This window comes from Vineibacter terrae, assembly GCF_008039615.1.
Classification (GTDB): Bacteria; Pseudomonadota; Alphaproteobacteria; order Reyranellales; family Reyranellaceae; genus Vineibacter; species Vineibacter terrae.
Genome location: NZ_VDUZ01000002.1, coordinates 55,385 through 75,281, shown reverse-complemented (window position 1 = coordinate 75,281; position 19,897 = coordinate 55,385). Strand labels below are relative to the sequence as shown.

Here is a 19,897-nt window from a genome sequence, read left to right as displayed (position 1 = left end):
CTCCACCTCGTTGATGCCTATCCGAAACGTCCCGGATCGCAGCCTGCCAGCGCCGGCGGCAGCGCCTCGCCGTCCATCATCTGCGCGATCAGCCGACCGGTGGCGGTGGCGAGCGTCAGGCCGACATGCTGGTGGCCGTAGCCGCAATAGACGTTGCGGTGGTGCGGCGCGCGGCCGATCGCGGGCCGGAAATCGGGCAGCGATGGCCGCTCGCCCATCCAGCGGCTGGTTTCGGCGCCGCCGACCCCGGGGAAGATATCCTTCAAATGCTTCACCAGCAGGTCGGCGCGGCGCCACGAGGGTGGCTTGTCGGGTGCCCCGAGCTCGACGGTGCCGGCAAGCCGCAGGCCCTCGCGCATGGGCGTGATGAAGAAGCCGCGCTCGGCCGGCGAGACCGGCAGCTCGAAGCGCACATTGGTGGGCTCCACCATCACATGGTAGCCGCGCTCGGCGACCAGGGGCGCACGGAAGCGGAGGTGGCGCGTCACATCACCCGAGGCGCGGCCGGCGCAGATCGCGACCGCAGCCACTGGCGTGACGCCGGCCGCTGTGCGCACGGCTGTCACGCGATCGCCCGCGACATCGAAGCCGCTCACCATCGCTTTCTCCATGCGCCCGCCTTCGGCCACGAAGCGTTCGGCCAGCGCCGTCACGACGTGATAGGGGCTCACCGTGTGCATGCCGTGCGGGTAGAAGACACCCTTGACGATATGGGCGGCTAGGCCCGGCGCCAGCTCGCGTGCGCGATCGCCGTCGACGATCTCCATTGCCGTGCCTTTGGCCGCCTGCAGCGCGCGCTCCCGCGCGCCGGACTCGAACCCGGCTTCGGTCTCGTAGACATAGAGCGCGCCGCAGCTGCGGAACAGCTCGCCCAGGCCCGAGGCCTGGATCTCGCTCTTCCAGGAGATGTTGGCCGTCTCCATCAGCGCCCCGAAAGCGTCGACGCCCTTGCGGACCTCGCTGTCACGCGCCGCCAGGGCGAAGCGCGTCATCCAGGGCAGCAGCCATATCAGGCTCGGCAGGTGGATGGTGAGCGGCCCATCGGCATCGCGCAGCATCTTCGGCACGCGCCGCAGCACGTCCGGCCGGCACAGCGGCAGCACGTGGTCGATCGCGATGAAGCCGGCATTGCCGAACGACGTCTTGCGCCCGGGCGCCTCGCCATCAAGGACCACGACGGCGCGGCCGGCGCGCTGCAGCGCCCGCGCCGTCGCCATGCCCACCACGCCGGCGCCGATCACGGCGACCGGCAACGACCCAGAAGCCGCTTCGCCGGCCATGTCTCCTCCCGTTCCGTCGGCCGAAACCAAGCATCTTGGCGGCTGGAATGCAAATGGTGGCATGTGCTGCTATCGCGGCCGGCGACAACGAGGTGGAGCAGCATGAACCGTGTCCTGGCGCATACCGGCGCGACCTATCCCATCGTTCAGGCGCCGATGGGATGGATCGCCCGCAGCCAGCTCGCGAGCGCCGTCTCGAACGCGGGCGGGCTCGGCATCATCGAGACCTCCAGCGGCGAGACGGAGGCGTGCCTGGCCGAGATCCGCAAGATGCGCACGCTCACGGACAAGCCGTTCGGGGTCAATCTGCCGCTCCTGTTCCTGCGCGACCCCACGGTCGTCGACAAGGTCTGCGACAGCGGCGTTCGGTTCGTGACCACGTCGGCCGGCTCGCCCGTCAAGCTGCTGCCGCGGCTGAAGCAGGCGGGACTCATCGTCTACCATGTCGTGCCGACCCTGGCCGCGGCGTTGAAGGCGGCGGAGGCCGGCGTCGACGGCCTGATCGTCGAAGGCGGCGAGGGCGGCGGCTTCAAGAACCCCGATGACGTCTCGACCCTGGTGCTGCTGCAGGCGGTGCGTGAGAACGTCGATCTGCCGCTGATTGCCGCCGGCGGCATCTGCGACGGCCGCGGCATGGCGGCGGCGTTCGCGCTCGGGGCCGAGGGCATCCAGATGGGCACGCGCTTCGTGAGCGCCCAGGAAAGCCCCGTGCACGGCAACTACAAGCAGGCGATCGTCGATGCCGCCGACACCGGCACCGTGATGCTGAACCGCAAGTCGACGCCGTGCGTGCGGGCGCTCAAGACGGAACGCGCCAAATCGATCGCCGATGCCGGGGTGATGGACCGCGCCATCTTCGGCACGGTGAGGGACGTCTATTTCGGTGGCGACATGGAGGCGTCGCTGGCCCTGGCGGGCCAGACCGCCGGCCTGATCCATGAGGTGCTGCCGGCGGCCGAGATCATCCGGCGCACCGTCGAGGGCTTCCATGCCATCCGCAAGCAGCAATGGGAGCGCTCGGCCGCGGGCGAGTTCTGAGGCAGGCCTTCAGGCGGGCGCCGCGCGGTAGTAGTGGCGGTAGGCCTCGCGGAAGCCGAGCTTGTCGTACAGCGCGATGGCACGCGCGTTGTCGGCGACAACCTGGAGATAGGCGCGGGTCGCGCCGCGGGCGCAGCCCCAGGCCATCAGGCCTTCGACCACGCGGCGGCCGTGGCCGGCGCGCCGTTGCGCGGGATCGCTGACGATGTCGAACAGGCCGACATGGTCGCGCTCGGCGACGCCCAGGCCGAAGGCGGCCGGCATGCCGGCCGCGTCCATGGCGGTGGCGAAGCCCGCTTCGGGCGCGATCGCGTCCAGCATGCGGTCATGGATCGCCTGGCGCTCGGAAGGCACGCCGTTGAACGTGCTGTATCCCTGCGACCACGCCGCATCGCGCGCCGCGGCCACGACGACCGCATCCGGCATCGGCATCGCCGCCAGGTCGGCTGTCATGATGATGCTCTCGTCGAACGCCGCCCATCCCTTGGCCTGCAGCAAGGCGTCGACCTGCGGGTCCAGCAGCGGCGTGATGCGGAACACGCAGCGCTGCCCGTGCCGCGCATATTGCGCCACGGCCCCGGCGATGCGCTGGTCCAGCAGCGACGGCGGCGTGCCGCGAACCGGCGCCAGCGCGTTCACGGAGTTGGCCCGCTTGGTGTAGCCGTCGGCGAACCGCAGGATCCAGTCGCCTTGAAGGATCGTGCGCAATGCCGGCCAGGCGTTGAAGCCGAAATGCTCAAGCTCGTGGATGGTGCGCAGGTCGGACATGCGGCGAAACAGCGGCAGTTCATGCCGGACGGTGGGCCGCGCCTGAGCCGCCCGGCCCCCGTCCGGGGATGCTCACACGTCGAGGTTGGCCACCTTCAGCGCGTTGTTCTGGATGAACTCGCGGCGCGGCTCGACGACCTCGCCCATCAAGGTCGTGAAGATCTCCTCGGCCTCGTCGGCATGGTTGACCTTCACCTGCAGCAGGGTGCGGGCGGCAGGGTCGAGCGTCGTTTCCCAGAGCTGATCCGGGTTCATCTCGCCCAGCCCCTTGTAGCGCTGCACCGTGACGCCCTTGCGGCCAGCCTCCAGCACCGCCGCCAGCAGCTCGGTGGGGGCGTTGATGGTCTTCTGCGCATCCTTGATGCGCAGTGTGGCCGGCTTGAGGTAGGTCGCCTGCAGCTCGTCAGCCAGAGCATTGAGCTTGCGGGCTTCGGCCGAGCGGATGAGCGCGCCGTCGATGACGTGCCGCTCGGTGACGCCGCGCAGCGAGCGTTCGAAGACCAGCCCGCCGTCGTCGGTCGGCACGCCGTGCCAGCCGCGCTCCAGCTCGGGGCTCACGGCATCGAGGCGCTGGGCGATGTAGGTGGCCGTCTCGGTGGCCCGGGAAAGGTCGGCCAGGATCTCCGGGTTCAAAGCGCCGGCGATGGCGGCCTGCTCGATCACGGCCTGGCTGGTCACCCGCCGGCTCAGCGACAGCGGCCGCGTCAGGTTGGCGACGGAACGTGCGATGTCGACGGCGCGCCGCAGATCCAGTCCCGCCACCTGGGCACCATCGTGCAGCTCCAGCACCATGGCCTCCAGGCCGCCGGTGATCAGGTGGTCGTCGAGCGCACGCTCGTCCTTGAGGTAGACCGACGACTTGCCCTTGGTGGCCCGATAGAGCGGCGGCTGTGCGATGTAGAGATAGCCGCGATCGATCAGCTCCGGCATCTGCCGGAAGAAGAAGGTCAGCAGCAGCGTGCGGATGTGCGAGCCGTCGACATCGGCATCGGTCATGATGACGACCTTGTGGTAGCGCAGCTTGCCGATGTCGAAATCGTCGTGCCCGATGCCGGTGCCCAACGCCGTGATCAGGGTGCCGATCTCGGCTGAGGACAGCATCTTGTCGCGGCGCACACGCTCGACGTTCAGGATCTTGCCGCGCAGCGGCAGGATCGCCTGGAAGGCACGGTTGCGGCCCTGCTTGGCCGAGCCGCCGGCCGAATCGCCCTCGACCAGGAACAGCTCGCTGAGCGCCGGGTCACGCTCCTGGCAGTCGGCCAGCTTGCCGGGCAGGGACGCGATACTGGTGCGGGTGGTGATCTCGCGTGCCTTGCGCGCCGCCTCGCGGGCGGCTGCGGCTTCCACCACCTTGGAGACGATCTTGCGCGCGTCGGCGGGATGCTCCTCGAACCATTGCGCAAGCTTGTCGCCGACCACGGCCTCGACGACCGGCCGCACCTCCGACGACACCAGCTTGTCCTTGGTCTGGGACGAGAACTTGGGGTCCGGCACCTTGACCGAGAGCACGCAGGTCAGGCCCTCGCGCATGTCCTCGCCGGTCAGCGCCAGCTTCTGCTTCTTGGAGGTGCCGCTTTCGTCGGCGTACTTGTTGATCGTGCGCGTCAGCGCCGCGCGGAAGCCGGCCAGGTGGGTGCCGCCGTCGCGCTGCGGGATGTTGTTGGTGAAGCACAGCATCGTCTCGTGATAGGTGGTGTTCCACACCATCGCGACCTCGACGTCCATGCCGTCCTTCTGGGCGCGTATCGAGAGCGGCGTGATCAGCGCGTCCTTGTTGCGGTCGAGATAGCGCACGAAGGCCTCGACGCCGCCCTCGTAGAACAGCTCGACGACATTGGGCTCGACGCCGCGCAGGTCGGTCAGCACGATCCGCAGGCGCGAGTTCAGGAACGCGAGCTCGCGCAGCCGGTGCTCCAGGGTCGCGAAATCGAACTCGGTCCTGGTGAATGTCTTGGGCGACGGCAGGAACGTGACCGACGTGCCGCGCTTGTCCGGCGGGGCATCGCCCACGAGCGCGAGGTCCTTCTCCGGCTCGCCGTCGCGGAAGCGCATGTGATATTCCTTGCCGCCGCGCCAGACGCGCAGGTCGAGGAACGTCGACAGCGCGTTGACCACCGAGGCGCCGACGCCGTGCAGTCCGCCCGAGACCTTGTAGGCGTTCTGCTCGAACTTGCCGCCGGCATGCAGCTGGGTGAAGATCACTTGCGCGGCCGACACGCCTTCCTCGGGATGCAGGCCCGTGGGCACGCCGCGGCCGTTGTCGGTGACGCTGGCCGAGCCGTCGCTGTGCAGCGTCACCTCGACCCGGTCGCAGAAGCCGGCCAGCGCCTCGTCGATCGCATTGTCGACGATCTCGTAGACCATGTGATGCAGGCCGGTGCCGTCATCGGTGTCGCCGATATACATGCCCGGTCGCTTGCGCACGGCATCCAGCCCGCGCAGCACCTTGATGGCGTTGGCGCCGTAGTCGCCAACGGCATCGGGCACGAGCGGCAGGTCGATGTCGATCGAGGGCTTGGAATCGTTGGTGTCATCGGCCATGTGGCTATCCGGGCGTCAGGAGGGAGCGATCTCGCCGGCCTCGATGCGCAGGAACTGCGCCTGGCCGGCAAGCGGCGCGAAGGCCGCTGCATCGGTGCCGGTCATCCAGGCCTGGGCGCCCAGGGCAATGATCTCGGCGAACAAGGCGGCGCGCTTGCGCGCATCGAGGTGGGCGGCGATCTCGTCGAGCAGCAGCAGCGGCGGGCGGCCGCGAGCCAGCGTGGCCAGCCGGGCATGCGCCAGCACGATGGCCACCAGCACCGCCTTCTGCTCGCCGGTCGAGCCCTGGGCCGCGGGAATGTCGCGGTCCAGGTGCCGCACGGCAAGATCGGCGCGATGCGGCCCGCACAGGGTGGCGCCCGCCTGGGCGTCGAGCCCGCGGTTGGCGGCCAGCCGCGCCCGCAGCTGGTCTTCGGCGTCCAGGGCCGCCATCGTCGCCACCCAGGCCTCGACCTCGCCGGTCAGCGCCAGGCTGGCGCGTGGGAAGGGGCCGACGCCCAGCCGCGCCGCCTGGTCGAGGCGGGCCACGAGGTCGTGCCGCGCGGCGGTGAGCGCCACGCCGTGGCGCGCCATCGTGTCCTCGACCGCGGCAAACCAGTGCGCGTCGGTGCGGCCCTCGGCCAGCAGGCGCGCGCGCTGGCGCATGGCCTGGTCATAGGCCGCCAGGCTGCCGGCATGGGCCGGGTCGAAGGCCGACACCATGCGGTCCAGGAACCGGCGCCTGTTGCCCGGGCCGTCGACCCAGATGCGGTCGAGCTGCGGCGTCAGCCAGATCGCGGCCACGTGCTCGCCCAGCGCCAGCTGGCTGGGGGCGGCGCGGCCATCGATGCGCACCACCCGGCGCGTGGCCTCGCCATCGCCATTGGCGGCCGGCGCGTTCTCCAGCCCGGTGCCGATGGCGACCCGGCCGCCCGGCACGTCCAGGACGGCGGCCACCGCCCAGCCCGACAGCGGCGGCGGTTCGGACGGCCGCACGCCACGCTGCACCTCGTCCAGGCGGCTGCGGCGCAATCCCCGTCCAGGCGCCAGGAACGAGACCGCCTCCAGCAGGTTGGTCTTGCCCGCGCCGTTGTCGCCGACCAGCACCACAGATGTCGGCTCGAGCTCGACCCGCAGCCGCTGGTAGTTGCGGAACTCGGTGAGCCGCAGCTGCCGCACCGCCAGCGACCCGGCCGCCGGCGCGAACGGCAGCGCCGGCGCGGTCGTATCGGCGGTCGGGTGGGCGAAAGCGGGACGGGCGCCGCCGCTCATACGCGCATCGGCATCAGGACATAGAGCGCGCTGTCGTCGGCGGCGTCGCGCACCACGGTCGGCGAGCCCGCGTCGGCCATCATGAAGCGGGCATCGGCGCCGGAAATCTGCTGTGTGATATCCAGCAGGTAGCGCGAGTTGAAGCCGATCTCGATCGGCGCTCCACCGTAGCCGACCTCGATTTCCTCGGTGGCGCTGCCGGCATCCGGGCTGGTCGCGGACAGGGTCAGCGCATTGTTGCCCAGCGACAGCTTGATGGCGCGCGACTTCTCCGTCGAGATCGTGGCGACACGGTCGACCGCAGCCGAGAACTCGGCGCAGCGCACTTCCATCATCTTGTCGTTGCCGCTGGGAATGACCCGCTCGTAGTCCGGGAAGGTCCCGTCGATCAGCTTCGACGTCAGCGTGATGCTGCCCAGCGAGAAGCGGATCTTGGTCTCCGACAGCTCGACGTCGACGGCGCCCTCGTTCTCGTCGATCAGCTTGCGCAGCTCGCCCACCGTCTTGCGCGGCACGATCACGCCGGGCATGTCGGCGGCACCCGCCGGCAGCGGTAGCTCGACCCGGGCCAGGCGGTGGCCGTCGGTCGCGACCCCCCGCAGCACGTCGACGCCGTCGGCCTTGGCGGCATGCACATAGATGCCGTTGAGATAGTACCGGGTCTCCTCGGTCGAGATCGCAAAGCGCGTCCGGTCGATGATCGTCTTCAGGTCGGCTGCCGCGATCTGGAACCTGTGGGGCAGGTCGCCATCGTTCATCTGCGGGAAATCACTCACCGGCAGGCACTGCAGCGTGAAGCGCGACCGGCCGGCGCGCAGGGTCAGGCTGCCGTCGGTCCCGGCCTCGATCTCCACCTGCGCGCCATCGGGCAGCTTGCGGGCGATCTCGTACATGGTGTGCGCGGGGGCGGTCGTCGATCCCGTCTTGGAGGACGTGGCGTCGACCTGCTCGACGATCGTCAAGTCCATGTCCGTGGCTGCCAGCCCCAACCGCCCTTTCTGCGCCGTCAGCATGACATTGGACAGAATCGGAATGGTGTTGCGGCGCTCAACGACAGACTGGACGTGCGTCAAGGCCTTCAGGAGGGCGGCCCGTTCGATGGTCAGTTTCATGGCCGGGATAAGTGCCCATGGCGGGTGGTTGAATGGCCGGGAGACCCGGACCGCTTCACGGTGCGCCATGGCCGGTCGGAACCGGCATCGGCACGGCGCAGGGCCAGCAGCAGGCGAACCCGCAAAACGATCGCAAACTATACCATGCCAGGGTCGCTTGGATAGCGCATTTCGCTGCGTTTTCCGCCTGTTAGCGCCGGTTTCGGCAAGCCCGGGAAGGGCTTTCCCAAGAAAAAGGGGCGCCGCATGGCGGCGCCCCCGGGGATGTGGCAGGGCAGGACGCCTAGCCCTGCAGCAGCTTCTTCAGCAGCTCGACGTCCTCGCCGATGGCGCCGTCGGTGACCTTCAGCTCCTCGATCTTGCGCACCGCATGCATCACGGTGGTGTGGTCGCGGTTGCCGAACTTGCGGCCGATCTGGGGCAGGCTGCACTGCGTGAGAATCTTGGCCAGGTACATGGCCACCTGCCGCGGCCGGGCGACCGAGCGCGAGCGGCGCGGCGAGTGCATCTCGCTGATCTTGATGTTGTAGTGCTGCGAGACCCGCAGCTGGATCTCCTCGATGCTGATGCGCCGGTCGGCGGCGCGCAGCACGTCGTGCAGCACCTCCTGCGCCGTCTCCAGGTTGGTCTCGCGCCCGACCAATGTGGCGTGGGCGATGACGCGGTTCAGCGCACCCTCCAGCTCGCGCACGTTGCTGGCGATCTTGTGGGCGAGGAACTCCAGGACCCGCTCCGGCACCTTCGCCTTGGAGCGCTCGATCTTGCTGTGCAGGATGCCCAGACGCAGCTCGTAGGTGGTGGCATGTATGTCGGCCACCAGCCCGTGCGACAGGCGCGAGCGCATGCGGTCCTCGATGCCGTCCAGCTCCTGCGGCGCCTTGTCGGACGACAGCACGATCTGCTTGTGCTGGTCGACCAGCGCATTGAAGGTATGGAAGAACTCCTCCTGGCTGGTGTCCTTGCCGCAGATGAACTGCACGTCGTCAACCATCAGCACGTCGACACCGCGGAACTGCTCCTTGAACGAGATGGTGTTCTTCGCCCGCAGCGCCTGGATGAAGCGGTTCACGAACGTTTCGGCCGAGAGGTAGAGCACCCGGCGCTGCGGTTCGCGCTCGCGGATGGCATGCCAGATGGCGTGCATCAGGTGCGTCTTGCCCAGGCCGACGCCGCCGTACAGGAAGAGCGGGTTGAACGTCGGAGTCTCGGATTCCGCGACGCGCCGAGCGGCAGCGTAAGCGAACTCGTTCGACTTGCCGACGACGAAGCCATCGAAGGTGAAGCGTGCGTCGGGCTGGCCTAGCAGATCGTCATAGCTGCGCTCGGGCGTGCGCGAGGCCGGCGGGCCGGTGCGCGGCATCGGCGGCGCCACGACCGGCTGCACCGCGGGGCGCGGGCTGGCGGCAATCGAGGGGGAGTCGGCGATCTCCGGGCCACGCCGCACGACGATCGGCGGCTGCACGACGATCTCCAGTGTCCGGACGCTCGGGTTCTCGCGCTGCCACAAGGCGCGCAGGCGGTCGACATAATGGCTGCTGACCCAGTCACGCATGAAGCGCGTCGGCAGCGCCAGCCGCAGCCGGCCCTCGCGGTAGTCGCCCAAGGTCAGGGGCGCCAGCCAAGTGCTATATGCCTTCTCGCTTACTTCTGCCTGCAGCCGTTCCTGAACCCGCGCCCATTGCGCCTCCAGAGTCCCCCTGAAAATATGATCAGCCATGCCCGTCCCCGCTGTCGTTGCGACCTTGTTGTTGGTTTCGGGATGATAATCGGATTTTGCCAAACCCTGTTTCACCGCAGCCCCCATCCTACTTCTGACTCCATGGCAGTCCATCTGCTTTCCAACCTGATGCGCTGCCGCGATGGCCGGCCGCATCGAGGATTCCTTCGAATCCGCTCGCTACGTTGAAACAACATCGATAGCCGGCGGCGGTCATCGCCGTCGCTGCGGCTGCCGAACGCGCACCACTACGACACAACATCAGCAACGGCATGTCGCGCGCGCCGACATGCTGCGCCAGCTTCGCGACGAAACCGGGATCGATCTGCATCGACGGAAACGTCTGCCACTCGATCATCAACGGCGCCTTGCCGATCGTGCGCAGGTCGGGGCCACCGACATAGGCCCACTCCGCTGTGGTGCGCACATCGATCAACGTCGCATCTGCAATCTCGCTGAGCATGCGCCACGCGCTGGTTGGCGATACATCGCCGGCGTAGCCATTGGCGAGGGCGATCTCATAACGTGCCGATATGTCGATCGCCTGGCTCATGTGTCCCCACCCACACTTCCGCGGCACATGGTCGATGGGAATGCTGAACCGGTCTGGCCACGCGGTGCGAGGGAGATATCGAGCGGACGGCAGACTTCAACCAAGGGGCATAGCCCCGAGTCGGAACGTCGTGCCGACAGCTCCCCTGACCAACAATGTATTTTGTGCGGCGGTGTTAGCGCCGAGACCGGTTCGCGAAGTACGACCCCACGCTCGCGAACGGGCAAACCTTAGACGCCGTGCCCGGCCATCGCAACGATCACGACGGCGCTACCGGAAAATAAATCGATGCCGGAGTCGGTACGATCGTGTGACGGAGTCTTGACAAGCCATCGTGCAAGTCGACGCCTCATGTCGTGACGCTGCAGCGCTTCGCATTCGATGTAGTGGCGTCAGCTACATGTAGCGACGCGCCGCTCTGCTTGCGCAACGGAGGCGATTTGCATGCGGCGATGCGACATTCGAGGCCACGCTTCGTTCGTTTGCAGGCACCAATGTGAATAGCGTGAGTCACGGGATAGCGCTGCGGTGCTCGATGCTGCGGCGGTGTCTCCATCGACGACTCGCAGGATGCATGGTGGCGCCGCGCGCGCCATCGAGCTGCCTGCATATGCAGGCAGCAGAGTGCAGCGACGTGCGAACGAAGGCGTCGATGATTCGCGTCGATGATGTCGATGGTGATCGCGTCGACAATGCGTGCGCGTGGTGCTGTCGTCGTGACGGTGTCGACCGATGGAGCGTCGACAAAAGAAAAGCGCCGGCTCGATGGCCGGCGCTGCTGTCGTGTGTGACGTGATGGCCGGTCAGGCCATCTTGTTGATCCGGGCCGCGAGCCGCGAGGTCTTGCGCGCCGTCGTGTTGCGATGCGCGACACCCTTGCCGGCGCCCTTCGCAAGCTCGCTCTCCGCCGAGCGCAGGGCACCCTGCGCCGCCGTCTTGTCGCCGCTGCGGATCGCCTCTTCGACCTTGCGCACCGATGTGCGCATCCGCGACCGGCGCATCTGGTTGACGAGGGTCCGGCGCTCGGTCTGGCGGGCGCGCTTTTCGGCGGATTTGTGGTTAGCCATGTCGTTCCATCCGGCGGGCCCAGGGACCCAGGAAATTGCTGATCTCGTGAAGGCGCGGCTTATACCGGTGGCGCCGGGAGGCGTCAAGGCTGTGGCCATGCCTCCTTAACGCGTTGAATCAGCACATTTCCGGGCCCTGAATGATCGTTCAGCGGTGTTTCCAGGCAGCTTTTCGCTTGTCGGCGAAGGCATTCATGCCCTCGACGCGGTCGTCGAAGGCGAATGTCGCATGGAAGGTGCGACGCTCGAACCGGATGCCGGTGGCCAGCGGCGTCTCGAACGCCTGGTTGACCGCTTCCTTGGCGACCATGGTGGCGGGCAGCGACATCGACGCGATCTTTTCGGCCGCTGCGATCGCCTCGTCCATCAGCTTGTCCAGCGGCACGATGCGGCTGACCAGGCCGCATCGCTCGGCTTCGGCGGCATCCATCATGCGCCCGGTCAGCACCAGGTCCATCGCCTTGGCCTTGCCGATGAAGCGCGGCAAGCGCTGTGTGCCGCCGGCGCCGGGGATGGTGCCCAGCGTGATCTCGGGCTGTCCGAAGCGCGCATTGTCGGCCGCAATGATGAAGTCGCACATCATGGCCATCTCGCAGCCGCCGCCCAAGGCGTATCCTGCGACCGCGGCGACGATGGGCTTGCGCACCTGCGACACCTTTTCCCAGCCGACCGTGATGAAGTCCTGCAGGAAAACGTCCTGGTAGGATTTCTCCTTCATCTCCTTGATGTCGGCGCCGGCGGCGAAAGCCTTGTCGCTGCCGGTCAGCACGATGCAGCCGACGCCTGGGTCCGCCTCGAAGGCGTCGAGCGCATGGCCGAGGTCGACGATCAGCGCCGCGCACAACGCGTTCAGCGCCTTCGGCCGGTTCAAGCGCACGATGCCGACCCGGCCTTTCGTCTCGACCTGGATGTTCTCGTAGGTCGTCATCTCATCCTCCCGCAAAATGGCGTCGGCCGGTTCCTATCGAGAATCCGTGGCGGCGGCAATTGCCCACCGTGCCGTTGCACGCCGGCGTCCGACGGCAGGCGTCAGCGCTGCCGCACCGGACAGAAGAATGTCGAGCGCCCCGCCTGGACGATGCGCCGCACGCCCTTGCCGCAGGTGCAGCCTGGGCATGGCTGGCCTTCGCGATCGTAGACGACGAAGCGCGTCTGGAAATAGCCCAGTTCACCGTCGGGCTGCTTGTGGTCACGCAGGCTCGAGCCGCCGTCCGCGATCGAACGCTGCAGCACGTCCTTGATGCTGGCGGCCAGCCGGTCGGCGCGCTCGCCGGACACGCTGTGCGCCGACCGGCGCGGCGAAATGCCCGCCAGGTGCAGCGCCTCGCAGGCATAGATATTGCCGACGCCGACCAGCACGCGCTGATCCAGCAGCGCGCTCTTGATCGGCGTGCGCTTGCCCTTCAACCGCGCCGCCAGCGCCGGTCCGTCGAACGCGTCATCCAACGGCTCCGGTCCCAGCGGCTTGAACAGCTTGTGGGTCTCGACATCATCGTCGCGCAGCAGCAGCATCAGCCCGAAGCGCCGTGCATCGTTGAAGCGGATCTGCCAGCTGTCCTCCATGTCGAACACGACATGGTCATGATTGTCGAACGGCTTGTGGTTGGCCTCGCCGTTGAGCAGCAGCAGGCGTCCCGACATGCCCAGATGCACGACCAGCGTGTGGCCGTCCTCGAGCCGCCACAGCATGTACTTGGCCCGCCGGTCGATCGTGGTGACGGCGCGGCCCTCGACGCGGGCCGCGAAGCGGTCCGGCAGCGGCAGCCGCAGGTCCTTGCGTCGCTGCGTGAGGCGCACGATCCGGCGTCCGGCCAGCCGGGGCATGAGGCCGAGGCGGACGGTCTCGACTTCAGGCAGTTCAGGCATGCTTCCTCGTAGCACGTGTTCCGGATCGGATCCTACCTTATACATGCCGGCCAGCGGCCGCGCGGCGGCAGCGAGCGAAAGGGGGCTGTCGTGGTGGCGCGTGTCGGGCGAGCCCGGGGGGTGACGCGCTGGCTTCGACCGGCCGACGCGTTCGCCCCGGTGGTGCTGTTCGTCTGCGCCTTCGCCATGCTGGCGCTGCTGGGCGGCTGGTGGCCGCTGCTTGACTTCTACGGCCAGCTCCAGGCCCAGGCGCTGGTTTCGACGGCGGCTGCCGGCCTGGCAGCAATTTCCCTGCGGCTGTGGTGGCCATCTGCATGCAGCGTCGGCTGCACGGTGGCGCTGGGCTGGAGCCTGATGCCCTATTGGACGCTGCCGCCCCGGGGCGACCCGGCCCCTGGCGCCGGGCCGCCTCTGCGCATCGTCTGGGCCAATCTGCAGAACTGGACCACCAGCAGCGTGGCGCTTGCGCGGTTGTTGGACAGCGAGACGCCGGCATTCGCGGTCTTGACCGAGCTGTCGGCGCGGCACCGCGCGGCTGTCAGGGCGGCCACGGCCTATACTTTTCGCACCAGCTTTCCGGCCGGCAGCGCCTTCGACGTGATGCTGATGAGCCGCATCCGTCCGACGGACATACAGTTCGACTACACCTATGGTGTCGGCTATCCGGTGATGCTGGCGCGGTTCTGCGGCATCGGCGGTTCCAGCGGCTGCCTGGCGGTCGTTGCTCTGCACGCGGCGCATCCGCCGCTGCCCGGAGGCGCGCGTGGCTTGCCTGCCACGCAGCGCGATGGCCAGCTCATGCTGGCGGCTGCGATCGCGCGGCGCCGGCTGGATGCCCAGGATCATGTGCTGCTGGTCGGCGATTTCAACGCCACGCCCTACTCGAGCGCCTTTCGCGCGATGCTCGCCGCCAGCGGCTTGGCCGACAGCGCCGTCGCCGCGGCCGAGCGGCCGCGACGTCCGCAACCGACCTGGTTCTCGTCCTGGCCCGGTGTCGGCTTGCCGATCGACAATGCGCTGGTGAGCCCGGGTGTGCGCATCGTCGAGCGCCGCGTCGGGCCCGGCATCGGCTCGGATCACCGGCCGCTGGTGCTGCATGTCCGTCTCGTCGAGGGACCGTGAGCTGCCGGCGCGACCGTCCGAGGCTGCAACGCCCGTGGCGTCGAGGCCCGGCCCGGACTATATGCATGGCAGCATGACCGACCCCGTCGACGATCCCGCCACTGCCGCAGCCACGGCGCCGTTTGGCTATCGCGAAGTGCCGGCCGCCGAGAAGGCGAGCCTGGTGCGCCGCGTCTTCGACAATGTCGCTGCCCGCTACGACCTGATGAACGACCTGATGTCGCTGGGCGTGCACCGTTTGTGGAAGGACGCGATGGTGGACGCGCTGGCGCCGCGCGCCGGCATGTCGATCGTCGATGTCGCCGGTGGCACCGGCGACATTGCGTTCCGCATCCACGCCCGGACCAGGGGCGAGGCTCGCATCGCCGTCTGCGACATCAACCCGACAATGCTGGCCGTCGGCCAGGACCGCGCCATCGACCGCGGCATCCTGCGCGGGCTGGCGCTGGTGGCGGGCGATGCCGAGGCGCTGCCGTTCGCGGACCGGACCTTCGACGCCTACACCATCGCCTTCGGACTGCGCAACGTCACGCATATCGAGCGAGCCCTGGCCGAGGTGCGCCGCGTGCTGAAGCCGGGAGGACGTTTCCTGTGCCTGGAATTCTCCAAGGTCACCTTGCCGCTGCTGGGCCGCATCTACGACACCTACTCCGCGACGATGCTGCCCACCCTGGGCGGCATCGTCGCCGGCGATCGCCAGTCCTATCGCTATTTGCATGAGAGCATTCGGCGTCACCCGCCGCAGGAGAAGCTCGCTGCCATGATGGCCGAGGCCGGCCTGGCGCGCGTCACGTGGCGCGACATGTCCGGCGGCATCGTGGCGTTGCACGGCGGCTGGCGGATCTGACGATGAAACGTGCCGCCGACATGATGCAGCGGGAAAGGAGCTAGCGGTCGCGATGCTCCGGTTCGTGCGCAATGTCCTGCGGCTCATGCAGCTCGCTTACACGCTGGCGCGGCACGACGCCTTGTTCCCGCTCGAGACCCTGCGCATCGCGCCCGGCATCGTGGCGTTGGCGCGGCTGGTGCGCCGCCGTGGCGACACGCGTCGCCCGGGGCAGCGGCTGGCCGAGGCGTTCACCGACATGGGGCCGAGCTTCATCAAGTTTGGCCAGGCTCTCTCGACGCGCGCCGATCTGCTGAGCGAGGAGGTCGCGCTCGACCTCGGGCAGCTTGCCGACCATCTCGCGCCGTTCTCCGGCGATGCGGCCCGCCGCACGATCGAGCAGGAGCTGGGCCGGCCTGTCGGGGAGCTCTTCTCCAGCTTCGATGACATCGCCATCGCCGCTGCTTCGATCGCCCAGGTGCACTACGCGGTGACCGCGGACGGCCGCGAGGTTGCGGTCAAGGTTCTGCGGCCGGGGATCGAGGACGCGTTCGCGCGCGATCTCGACTTGTTCTACTGGCTGGCCGAGCTGGTCGAGCGCACCCAGCCTCGCTTCCGCCGCCTGCGGCCGTCGGCCTCGGTGCGCGCCTTTGCCGACGTCGTGCGGGTCGAGATGGACCTGCGCATGGAGGCGGCCGCGGCCGAGGAGCTGGGCGCCAACTTCGCGGGTGACCTGGGCTATCGCACGCCGACCGTCGACTGGGATCGCACGGCGCGGCGCGTGATGACCATGGAACGCGTGCGCGGCATCCCGATCGGCGACCGCGAGAAGCTGCTGGCAGCCGGCCATGACCTCAACGCCGTGCTCAAGAAGAGCGCCGAGGCATTCTTCTTCCAGGTCTTCCGCGACGGCTTCTTCCATGGCGACATGCATGGCGGCAACGCGTTCGTCGAGGAGTCGGGATGCGTCGTGCCGGTCGATTTCGGCATCATGGGCCGGGTCGACGCCGACACCCGCGGCTACCTGGCCGAGCTTCTGATCGCCTTCCTGCGTCGCGACTACCGCACCGTGGCCGAGGTCCAGTTCCGGGCCGGCTACGTGTCCCCGGACAAGTCGGTGGAGGTGTTCGCGCAGGCCTGCCGCTCGATCGGCGAGCCGATCTTCGGCAAGCCATCGAGCCAGATCTCCATCGCGCGCCTGCTGGCGCAGCTGCTGCGTGTCACGGAGCAGTTCGAGATGCACGCGCAGCCGCAGCTCCTGCTGCTGCAGAAGACCATGCTGATGGCCGAAGGCATGGGCACCAAGCTCAATCCCGGCGTCAATATCTGGGAGCTGGCGCGGCCGCTGATCGAAGACTGGATGCGCACGCATTTCGGACCGCGCGCCCGCCTGGAGCGGACACTGGGCGAGACGGTCGATGCCGTGCGCAAGCTGCCGCGCCTGGTGGACACCGTCGAGCAGATCGCCGAGCGTGAGCGTCGTCGTGCCGAACGCGAGCTGGCCATGTCGCTTCCGGAAGCGGCCCCCGGCCGCTGGCCGCGAGTCGATTGGGTGATGCTGGTGGCCATCGCCGCGCTGGCGATCGCTATCCTGGCGTGGCTGGACTGAATCATGGCGGCACGACGATCGCGGGCAGCGGGTGATCAGACGACGGCAGCGATGGCCTTCAGCGCCGACACGTTCCGTTTCCTCAAGGCGCTGGACTTTCACCAGGACCGGGCCTGGTTCCAGGCCAATCGCGAGATGTACGAGCAGACCGTGCGCTCGCCGATGGTCGCCACCGTCGACGCCGTGACCGCGGTCATGCGCCGGCGCAAGCTGCCGTTCCTGGGCGATCCCAGGACCGCCATCCTGCGCATTCATCGCGATGTCCGCTTCACGAAGGACAAGCGGCCGTTCAATGCCTATGCCGCCATGATGCTGACACGCACCGGCAGGCGCGAGTCGGAAGGCAAATTCTACCTGCAGATTGATCCCAAAGGGTCGTTCGTCGCCGCCGGCTTCTATCGTCCCGCGCCGGCTGACCTGCTGAAGCTGCGGCGCGCCATAGCGGCGCGGCCGGCTCGCTTCCTGGCGATGCAGACGGCGCTGAAGCGCGGCGGCCTCGCCCTCGACCCGGAGGAGCAGCTGACACGCCGCCCGTCGGGGTTTGCCGAGCCGGACCCGCGGATCGAGGCCGCCATACGGCTGAAATCCTTTTTTGTCCTGCGCAACCTTGCCACGGCCGACATCGTCGATCCGGCTGTTCTGACCACCGCCTGCGTCGGCTTCGCTGCCGCAGCGATGCCTCTGATGCGCTTTGGCTGGGATGTGCTGGCTTGAGCGCCGCGAGGGAATGCCTGGCGCGCGCCGCGTCGGCATGCGTGCGTGCGAAGCACGGCTTGCTGTCGAATGGAGACTCCAATTCGGCGTGATGTCTCGCTACGCTCGCAGGGCACCGTCAAGCGTCACGGGGGAGTCATGCTGACCGGCAAGCGTATTCTGCTGATCATCACCGGGGGCATTGCTGCCTTCAAGTGTCATGACCTCGTCCGGCGGCTGCGTCAGAGGGGCGCCTTTGTGCGCTGCGTCATGACCGAGGCGGCGACGCGATTCGTCACGCCGCTCTCGCTGCAGGCCCTGTCCGAGGACAAGGTCTATGCCGACATGTTCTCGCTCACCGACGAGAGCGAGATGGGGCATATCGAGCTGTCTCGCGAAGCCGATCTTCTGGTGGTGGCGCCGGCCACGGCCGATATCCTGGCAAAGATGGCCGCAGGGCTGGCCGACGATCTGGCCTCGACGGTGCTGCTGGCCACCGACAAGGCGGTGCTGGCGGCGCCGGCGATGAATGTCCGCATGTGGCTGCATGCTGCCACGCAGGCCAATGTCGTGACCTTGCGCAGCCGCGGCGTGCTGTTCGTGGGCCCCAATGAAGGCCCGATGGCCTGCAATGAATTCGGGCCGGGCCGCATGTCGGAACCGCTGGAGATCGTCGCCGCCATCGAGGCTTTCTTCACCGGCCTGCTGCCGGCCCCGGATGTGCACGCCGCGCTGCCGCTGCCGCCCGAAGCGATCTCGCTGCCGCATCAGCCGCTGCTGGGACGTCGCGCGCTGGTCACCAGCGGCCCGACTCGCGAGGCGATCGATCCGGTCCGCTACATATCGAACCATTCCTCGGGCCGTCAGGGCCACGCCATTGCTGCGGCGCTGGCCCGGCTTGGTGCCGACGTCACGCTGGTCTCCGGTCCGGTGTCGCAGCTCGACCCGGCCGGGGTGCGGGTCGTCAAGGTCGAGTCCGCCGATCAGATGCTGAGCGCGTGCCAGGCGGCGCTGCCGGTCGATGTGGCGATCTGCGCCGCCGCGGTCGCCGATTGGAAGCTCGCCAGGCTCGCGGGCTCCAAGCTCAAGAAGAGCCCGGGCGCGCCGCCGCCGTCGCTCGAGCTGGTGCCCAATCCCGACATCCTGGCCACCCTGTCCGCAGCCGGGAACAGCCGGCCGCGTCTTGTGGTCGGGTTTGCCGCCGAGACCGAGGAGGTGGTGGCCAACGCGGTCGCCAAGCGCGCGCGCAAGGGCTGTGACTGGATCCTGGCTAACGATGTGTCGCCGGCCAGCGGCACCTTCGGCGGCGAGAATAACACCATACACCTGGTGACCGCCGATGGGGTCGAGGACTGGCCGACGCAGTCGAAGGACGCTGTCGCCGCCCGTCTCGCCGCCCGTATTGCCCAGCATCTGACGGCAATCTGACGTCGCCGCGATCGTCCGAGTTAAGTTATGCATGCCATCCGCTTGAAGATAGTTGCGATCCACGTGGCCGATATGTGAAATTTCGGCCCACCATGTCGACGCCCGTAACCATCGAAGTCAAACGCCTGGCCCACGCTGGCGACCTGCCGTTGCCTGCGTACGCCACCACGCTTGCGGCGGGGATGGACCTGCTGGCTGCCGTTGGCGCCGACGTCGTGCTGCCGCCGCTGGGGCGGGCGATCGTGCCGACAGGGCTGCAGATTGCGTTGCCGCCGGGATTCGAAGCGCAGGTGCGGCCGCGATCGGGGCTGGCGGCCAAGAATGGCGTCACGGTCGCCAACGCACCGGGAACGATCGATGCCGATTATCGCGGCGAGGTCGGGGTGATCCTGGTCAATCTCAGCAACGAGCCGTTCACGGTGACACGTGGCATGCGCATCGCACAGATGGTCATTGCGCGTTGCGAGCAGGCGCGGTGGCTGGAAGTGGAGACGCTGTCGGCAACGGTCCGTGGGGCTGGCGGTTTCGGCTCCACCGGCACACAGGGGTGAGGCGGGAGCCAGGCGATGCCGCGGTTGAGCAAGAAGACGATGTTCGCCATCGAAGCCGTGCTCGACATCGCGATGAACGGCGGCGATGCACCCGTCCGCAGCGGCGACATCACGCGCCGCCAGAACATCCCGAAGCGCTATCTCGAGCAGGTCCTGCAGCATCTGGTGCGCGAAGGTGTCCTGGCCGGCAAGCGCGGCCCGCGCGGCGGCTACATGCTCGGCCGCGAGCGGCGGCGCATCAGCCTGGGTGACATCATCCGTGTCGTGCGCCAGCTCGAGGTTGAGACCGAGCCGCAGGACGAGACCGTGGGCTCGGCGCTTGCCCATATGGTGGTGTGGCCGACCTGGAACCGGTTGCGTGACGAGATGATGGCGCGCATGGACGGCATCACCGTCGAGGACATGGTGCGAGATGCCCGCGAGCGCGGCGTGCAGACCGAGGCGGCGCAGCGCCTGGAATTCCATATCTGACGGT

Annotated in this window: 18 protein-coding genes; 8 read left to right on the top strand and 10 right to left on the bottom strand. The window is 68.2% G+C overall.

What is annotated here, in order from left to right; genetic code table 11:
- Window positions 1-17 precede the first annotated feature (17 nt).
- The gene (locus tag FHP25_RS02145; protein WP_178133216.1) at window positions 18-1,280 is read right to left on the bottom strand and encodes an NAD(P)/FAD-dependent oxidoreductase; all 1,263 of its coding nucleotides are present in this window, start codon (window positions 1,278-1,280) and stop codon (window positions 18-20) included.
- A gap of 102 nt (window positions 1,281-1,382) precedes the next feature.
- Between FHP25_RS02145 and FHP25_RS02140 the strand changes: the two genes are divergently transcribed.
- Window positions 1,383-2,318 (top strand): NAD(P)H-dependent flavin oxidoreductase, encoded by a 936-nt coding sequence (locus FHP25_RS02140; RefSeq protein ID WP_147845241.1) that lies wholly within the window; start codon window positions 1,383-1,385, stop codon window positions 2,316-2,318.
- A gap of 9 nt (window positions 2,319-2,327) precedes the next feature.
- Here FHP25_RS02140 and FHP25_RS02135 read toward each other — a convergent pair whose 3' ends face one another.
- The 9 genes from FHP25_RS02135 to mutM form a co-directional block, all read right to left on the bottom strand.
- A complete protein-coding gene (locus FHP25_RS02135) occupies window positions 2,328-3,086 on the bottom strand; it encodes a GNAT family N-acetyltransferase (RefSeq protein ID WP_147845240.1) in 759 nt (252 codons plus the stop codon).
- Between the two features lie 72 nt (window positions 3,087-3,158).
- Complete coding sequence (gyrB, locus tag FHP25_RS02130) at window positions 3,159-5,627, bottom strand: DNA topoisomerase (ATP-hydrolyzing) subunit B (protein ID WP_147845239.1); 2,469 nt, start codon at window positions 5,625-5,627, stop codon at window positions 3,159-3,161.
- 15 nt (window positions 5,628-5,642) lie between these two features.
- Entirely contained in the window at window positions 5,643-6,878 is a 1,236-nt protein-coding gene (recF, locus tag FHP25_RS02125; protein WP_147845238.1) for a DNA replication/repair protein RecF, read from the bottom strand.
- On the bottom strand, window positions 6,875-7,990 hold the full coding sequence (gene dnaN / locus FHP25_RS02120) for a DNA polymerase III subunit beta (protein ID WP_147845237.1): 1,116 nt from the start codon (window positions 7,988-7,990) through the stop codon (window positions 6,875-6,877). Before dnaN ends, recF begins: the two co-directional genes overlap by 4 nt.
- Before the next feature lie 283 nt (window positions 7,991-8,273).
- Window positions 8,274-9,707 (bottom strand): chromosomal replication initiator protein DnaA, encoded by a 1,434-nt coding sequence (dnaA, locus tag FHP25_RS02115; protein WP_147845236.1) that lies wholly within the window; start codon window positions 9,705-9,707, stop codon window positions 8,274-8,276.
- 88 nt (window positions 9,708-9,795) lie between these two features.
- The gene (locus FHP25_RS02110; protein WP_147845235.1) at window positions 9,796-10,260 is read right to left on the bottom strand and encodes a rhodanese-like domain-containing protein; all 465 of its coding nucleotides are present in this window, start codon (window positions 10,258-10,260) and stop codon (window positions 9,796-9,798) included.
- Window positions 10,261-11,063: 803 nt separating this feature from the next.
- On the bottom strand, window positions 11,064-11,327 hold the full coding sequence (gene rpsT, locus FHP25_RS02105; RefSeq protein ID WP_147845234.1) for a 30S ribosomal protein S20: 264 nt from the start codon (window positions 11,325-11,327) through the stop codon (window positions 11,064-11,066).
- A gap of 148 nt (window positions 11,328-11,475) precedes the next feature.
- Window positions 11,476-12,255: an enoyl-CoA hydratase gene (locus tag FHP25_RS02100; protein ID WP_147845233.1), complete on the bottom strand. Its 780-nt coding sequence runs from the start codon at window positions 12,253-12,255 to the stop codon at window positions 11,476-11,478.
- Between the two features lie 101 nt (window positions 12,256-12,356).
- Window positions 12,357-13,193, bottom strand: a complete 837-nt coding sequence (gene mutM / locus FHP25_RS02095; RefSeq protein WP_147845232.1) for a bifunctional DNA-formamidopyrimidine glycosylase/DNA-(apurinic or apyrimidinic site) lyase — start codon at window positions 13,191-13,193, stop codon at window positions 12,357-12,359.
- Window positions 13,194-13,313: 120 nt separating this feature from the next.
- On the opposite strand from mutM, the gene FHP25_RS02090 reads away from it, so the two are divergent.
- The 7 genes from FHP25_RS02090 (at window position 13,314) to FHP25_RS02060 (ending at window position 19,893) form a co-directional block, all read left to right on the top strand.
- Window positions 13,314-14,315, top strand: a complete 1,002-nt coding sequence (locus FHP25_RS02090) for an endonuclease/exonuclease/phosphatase family protein (protein ID WP_147845231.1) — start codon at window positions 13,314-13,316, stop codon at window positions 14,313-14,315.
- 73 nt (window positions 14,316-14,388) lie between these two features.
- On the top strand, window positions 14,389-15,162 hold the full coding sequence (gene ubiE, locus FHP25_RS02085) for a bifunctional demethylmenaquinone methyltransferase/2-methoxy-6-polyprenyl-1,4-benzoquinol methylase UbiE (RefSeq protein WP_178133215.1): 774 nt from the start codon (window positions 14,389-14,391) through the stop codon (window positions 15,160-15,162).
- Window positions 15,163-15,214: 52 nt separating this feature from the next.
- On the top strand, window positions 15,215-16,750 hold the full coding sequence (gene ubiB / locus FHP25_RS02080; RefSeq protein WP_147845230.1) for a 2-polyprenylphenol 6-hydroxylase: 1,536 nt from the start codon (window positions 15,215-15,217) through the stop codon (window positions 16,748-16,750).
- Between the two features lie 3 nt (window positions 16,751-16,753).
- Complete coding sequence (locus tag FHP25_RS02075; protein WP_147845229.1) at window positions 16,754-17,464, top strand: DUF2461 domain-containing protein; 711 nt, start codon at window positions 16,754-16,756, stop codon at window positions 17,462-17,464.
- 138 nt (window positions 17,465-17,602) lie between these two features.
- Window positions 17,603-18,871, top strand: a complete 1,269-nt coding sequence (locus FHP25_RS02070) for a bifunctional phosphopantothenoylcysteine decarboxylase/phosphopantothenate synthase (RefSeq protein ID WP_147845228.1) — start codon at window positions 17,603-17,605, stop codon at window positions 18,869-18,871.
- A gap of 92 nt (window positions 18,872-18,963) precedes the next feature.
- Window positions 18,964-19,422: a dUTP diphosphatase gene (gene dut, locus FHP25_RS02065; RefSeq protein ID WP_147845227.1), complete on the top strand. Its 459-nt coding sequence runs from the start codon at window positions 18,964-18,966 to the stop codon at window positions 19,420-19,422.
- A gap of 15 nt (window positions 19,423-19,437) precedes the next feature.
- Window positions 19,438-19,893, top strand: a complete 456-nt coding sequence (locus FHP25_RS02060; RefSeq protein ID WP_147845226.1) for an RrF2 family transcriptional regulator — start codon at window positions 19,438-19,440, stop codon at window positions 19,891-19,893.
- The last annotated feature ends 4 nt before the right edge of the window (window positions 19,894-19,897 follow it).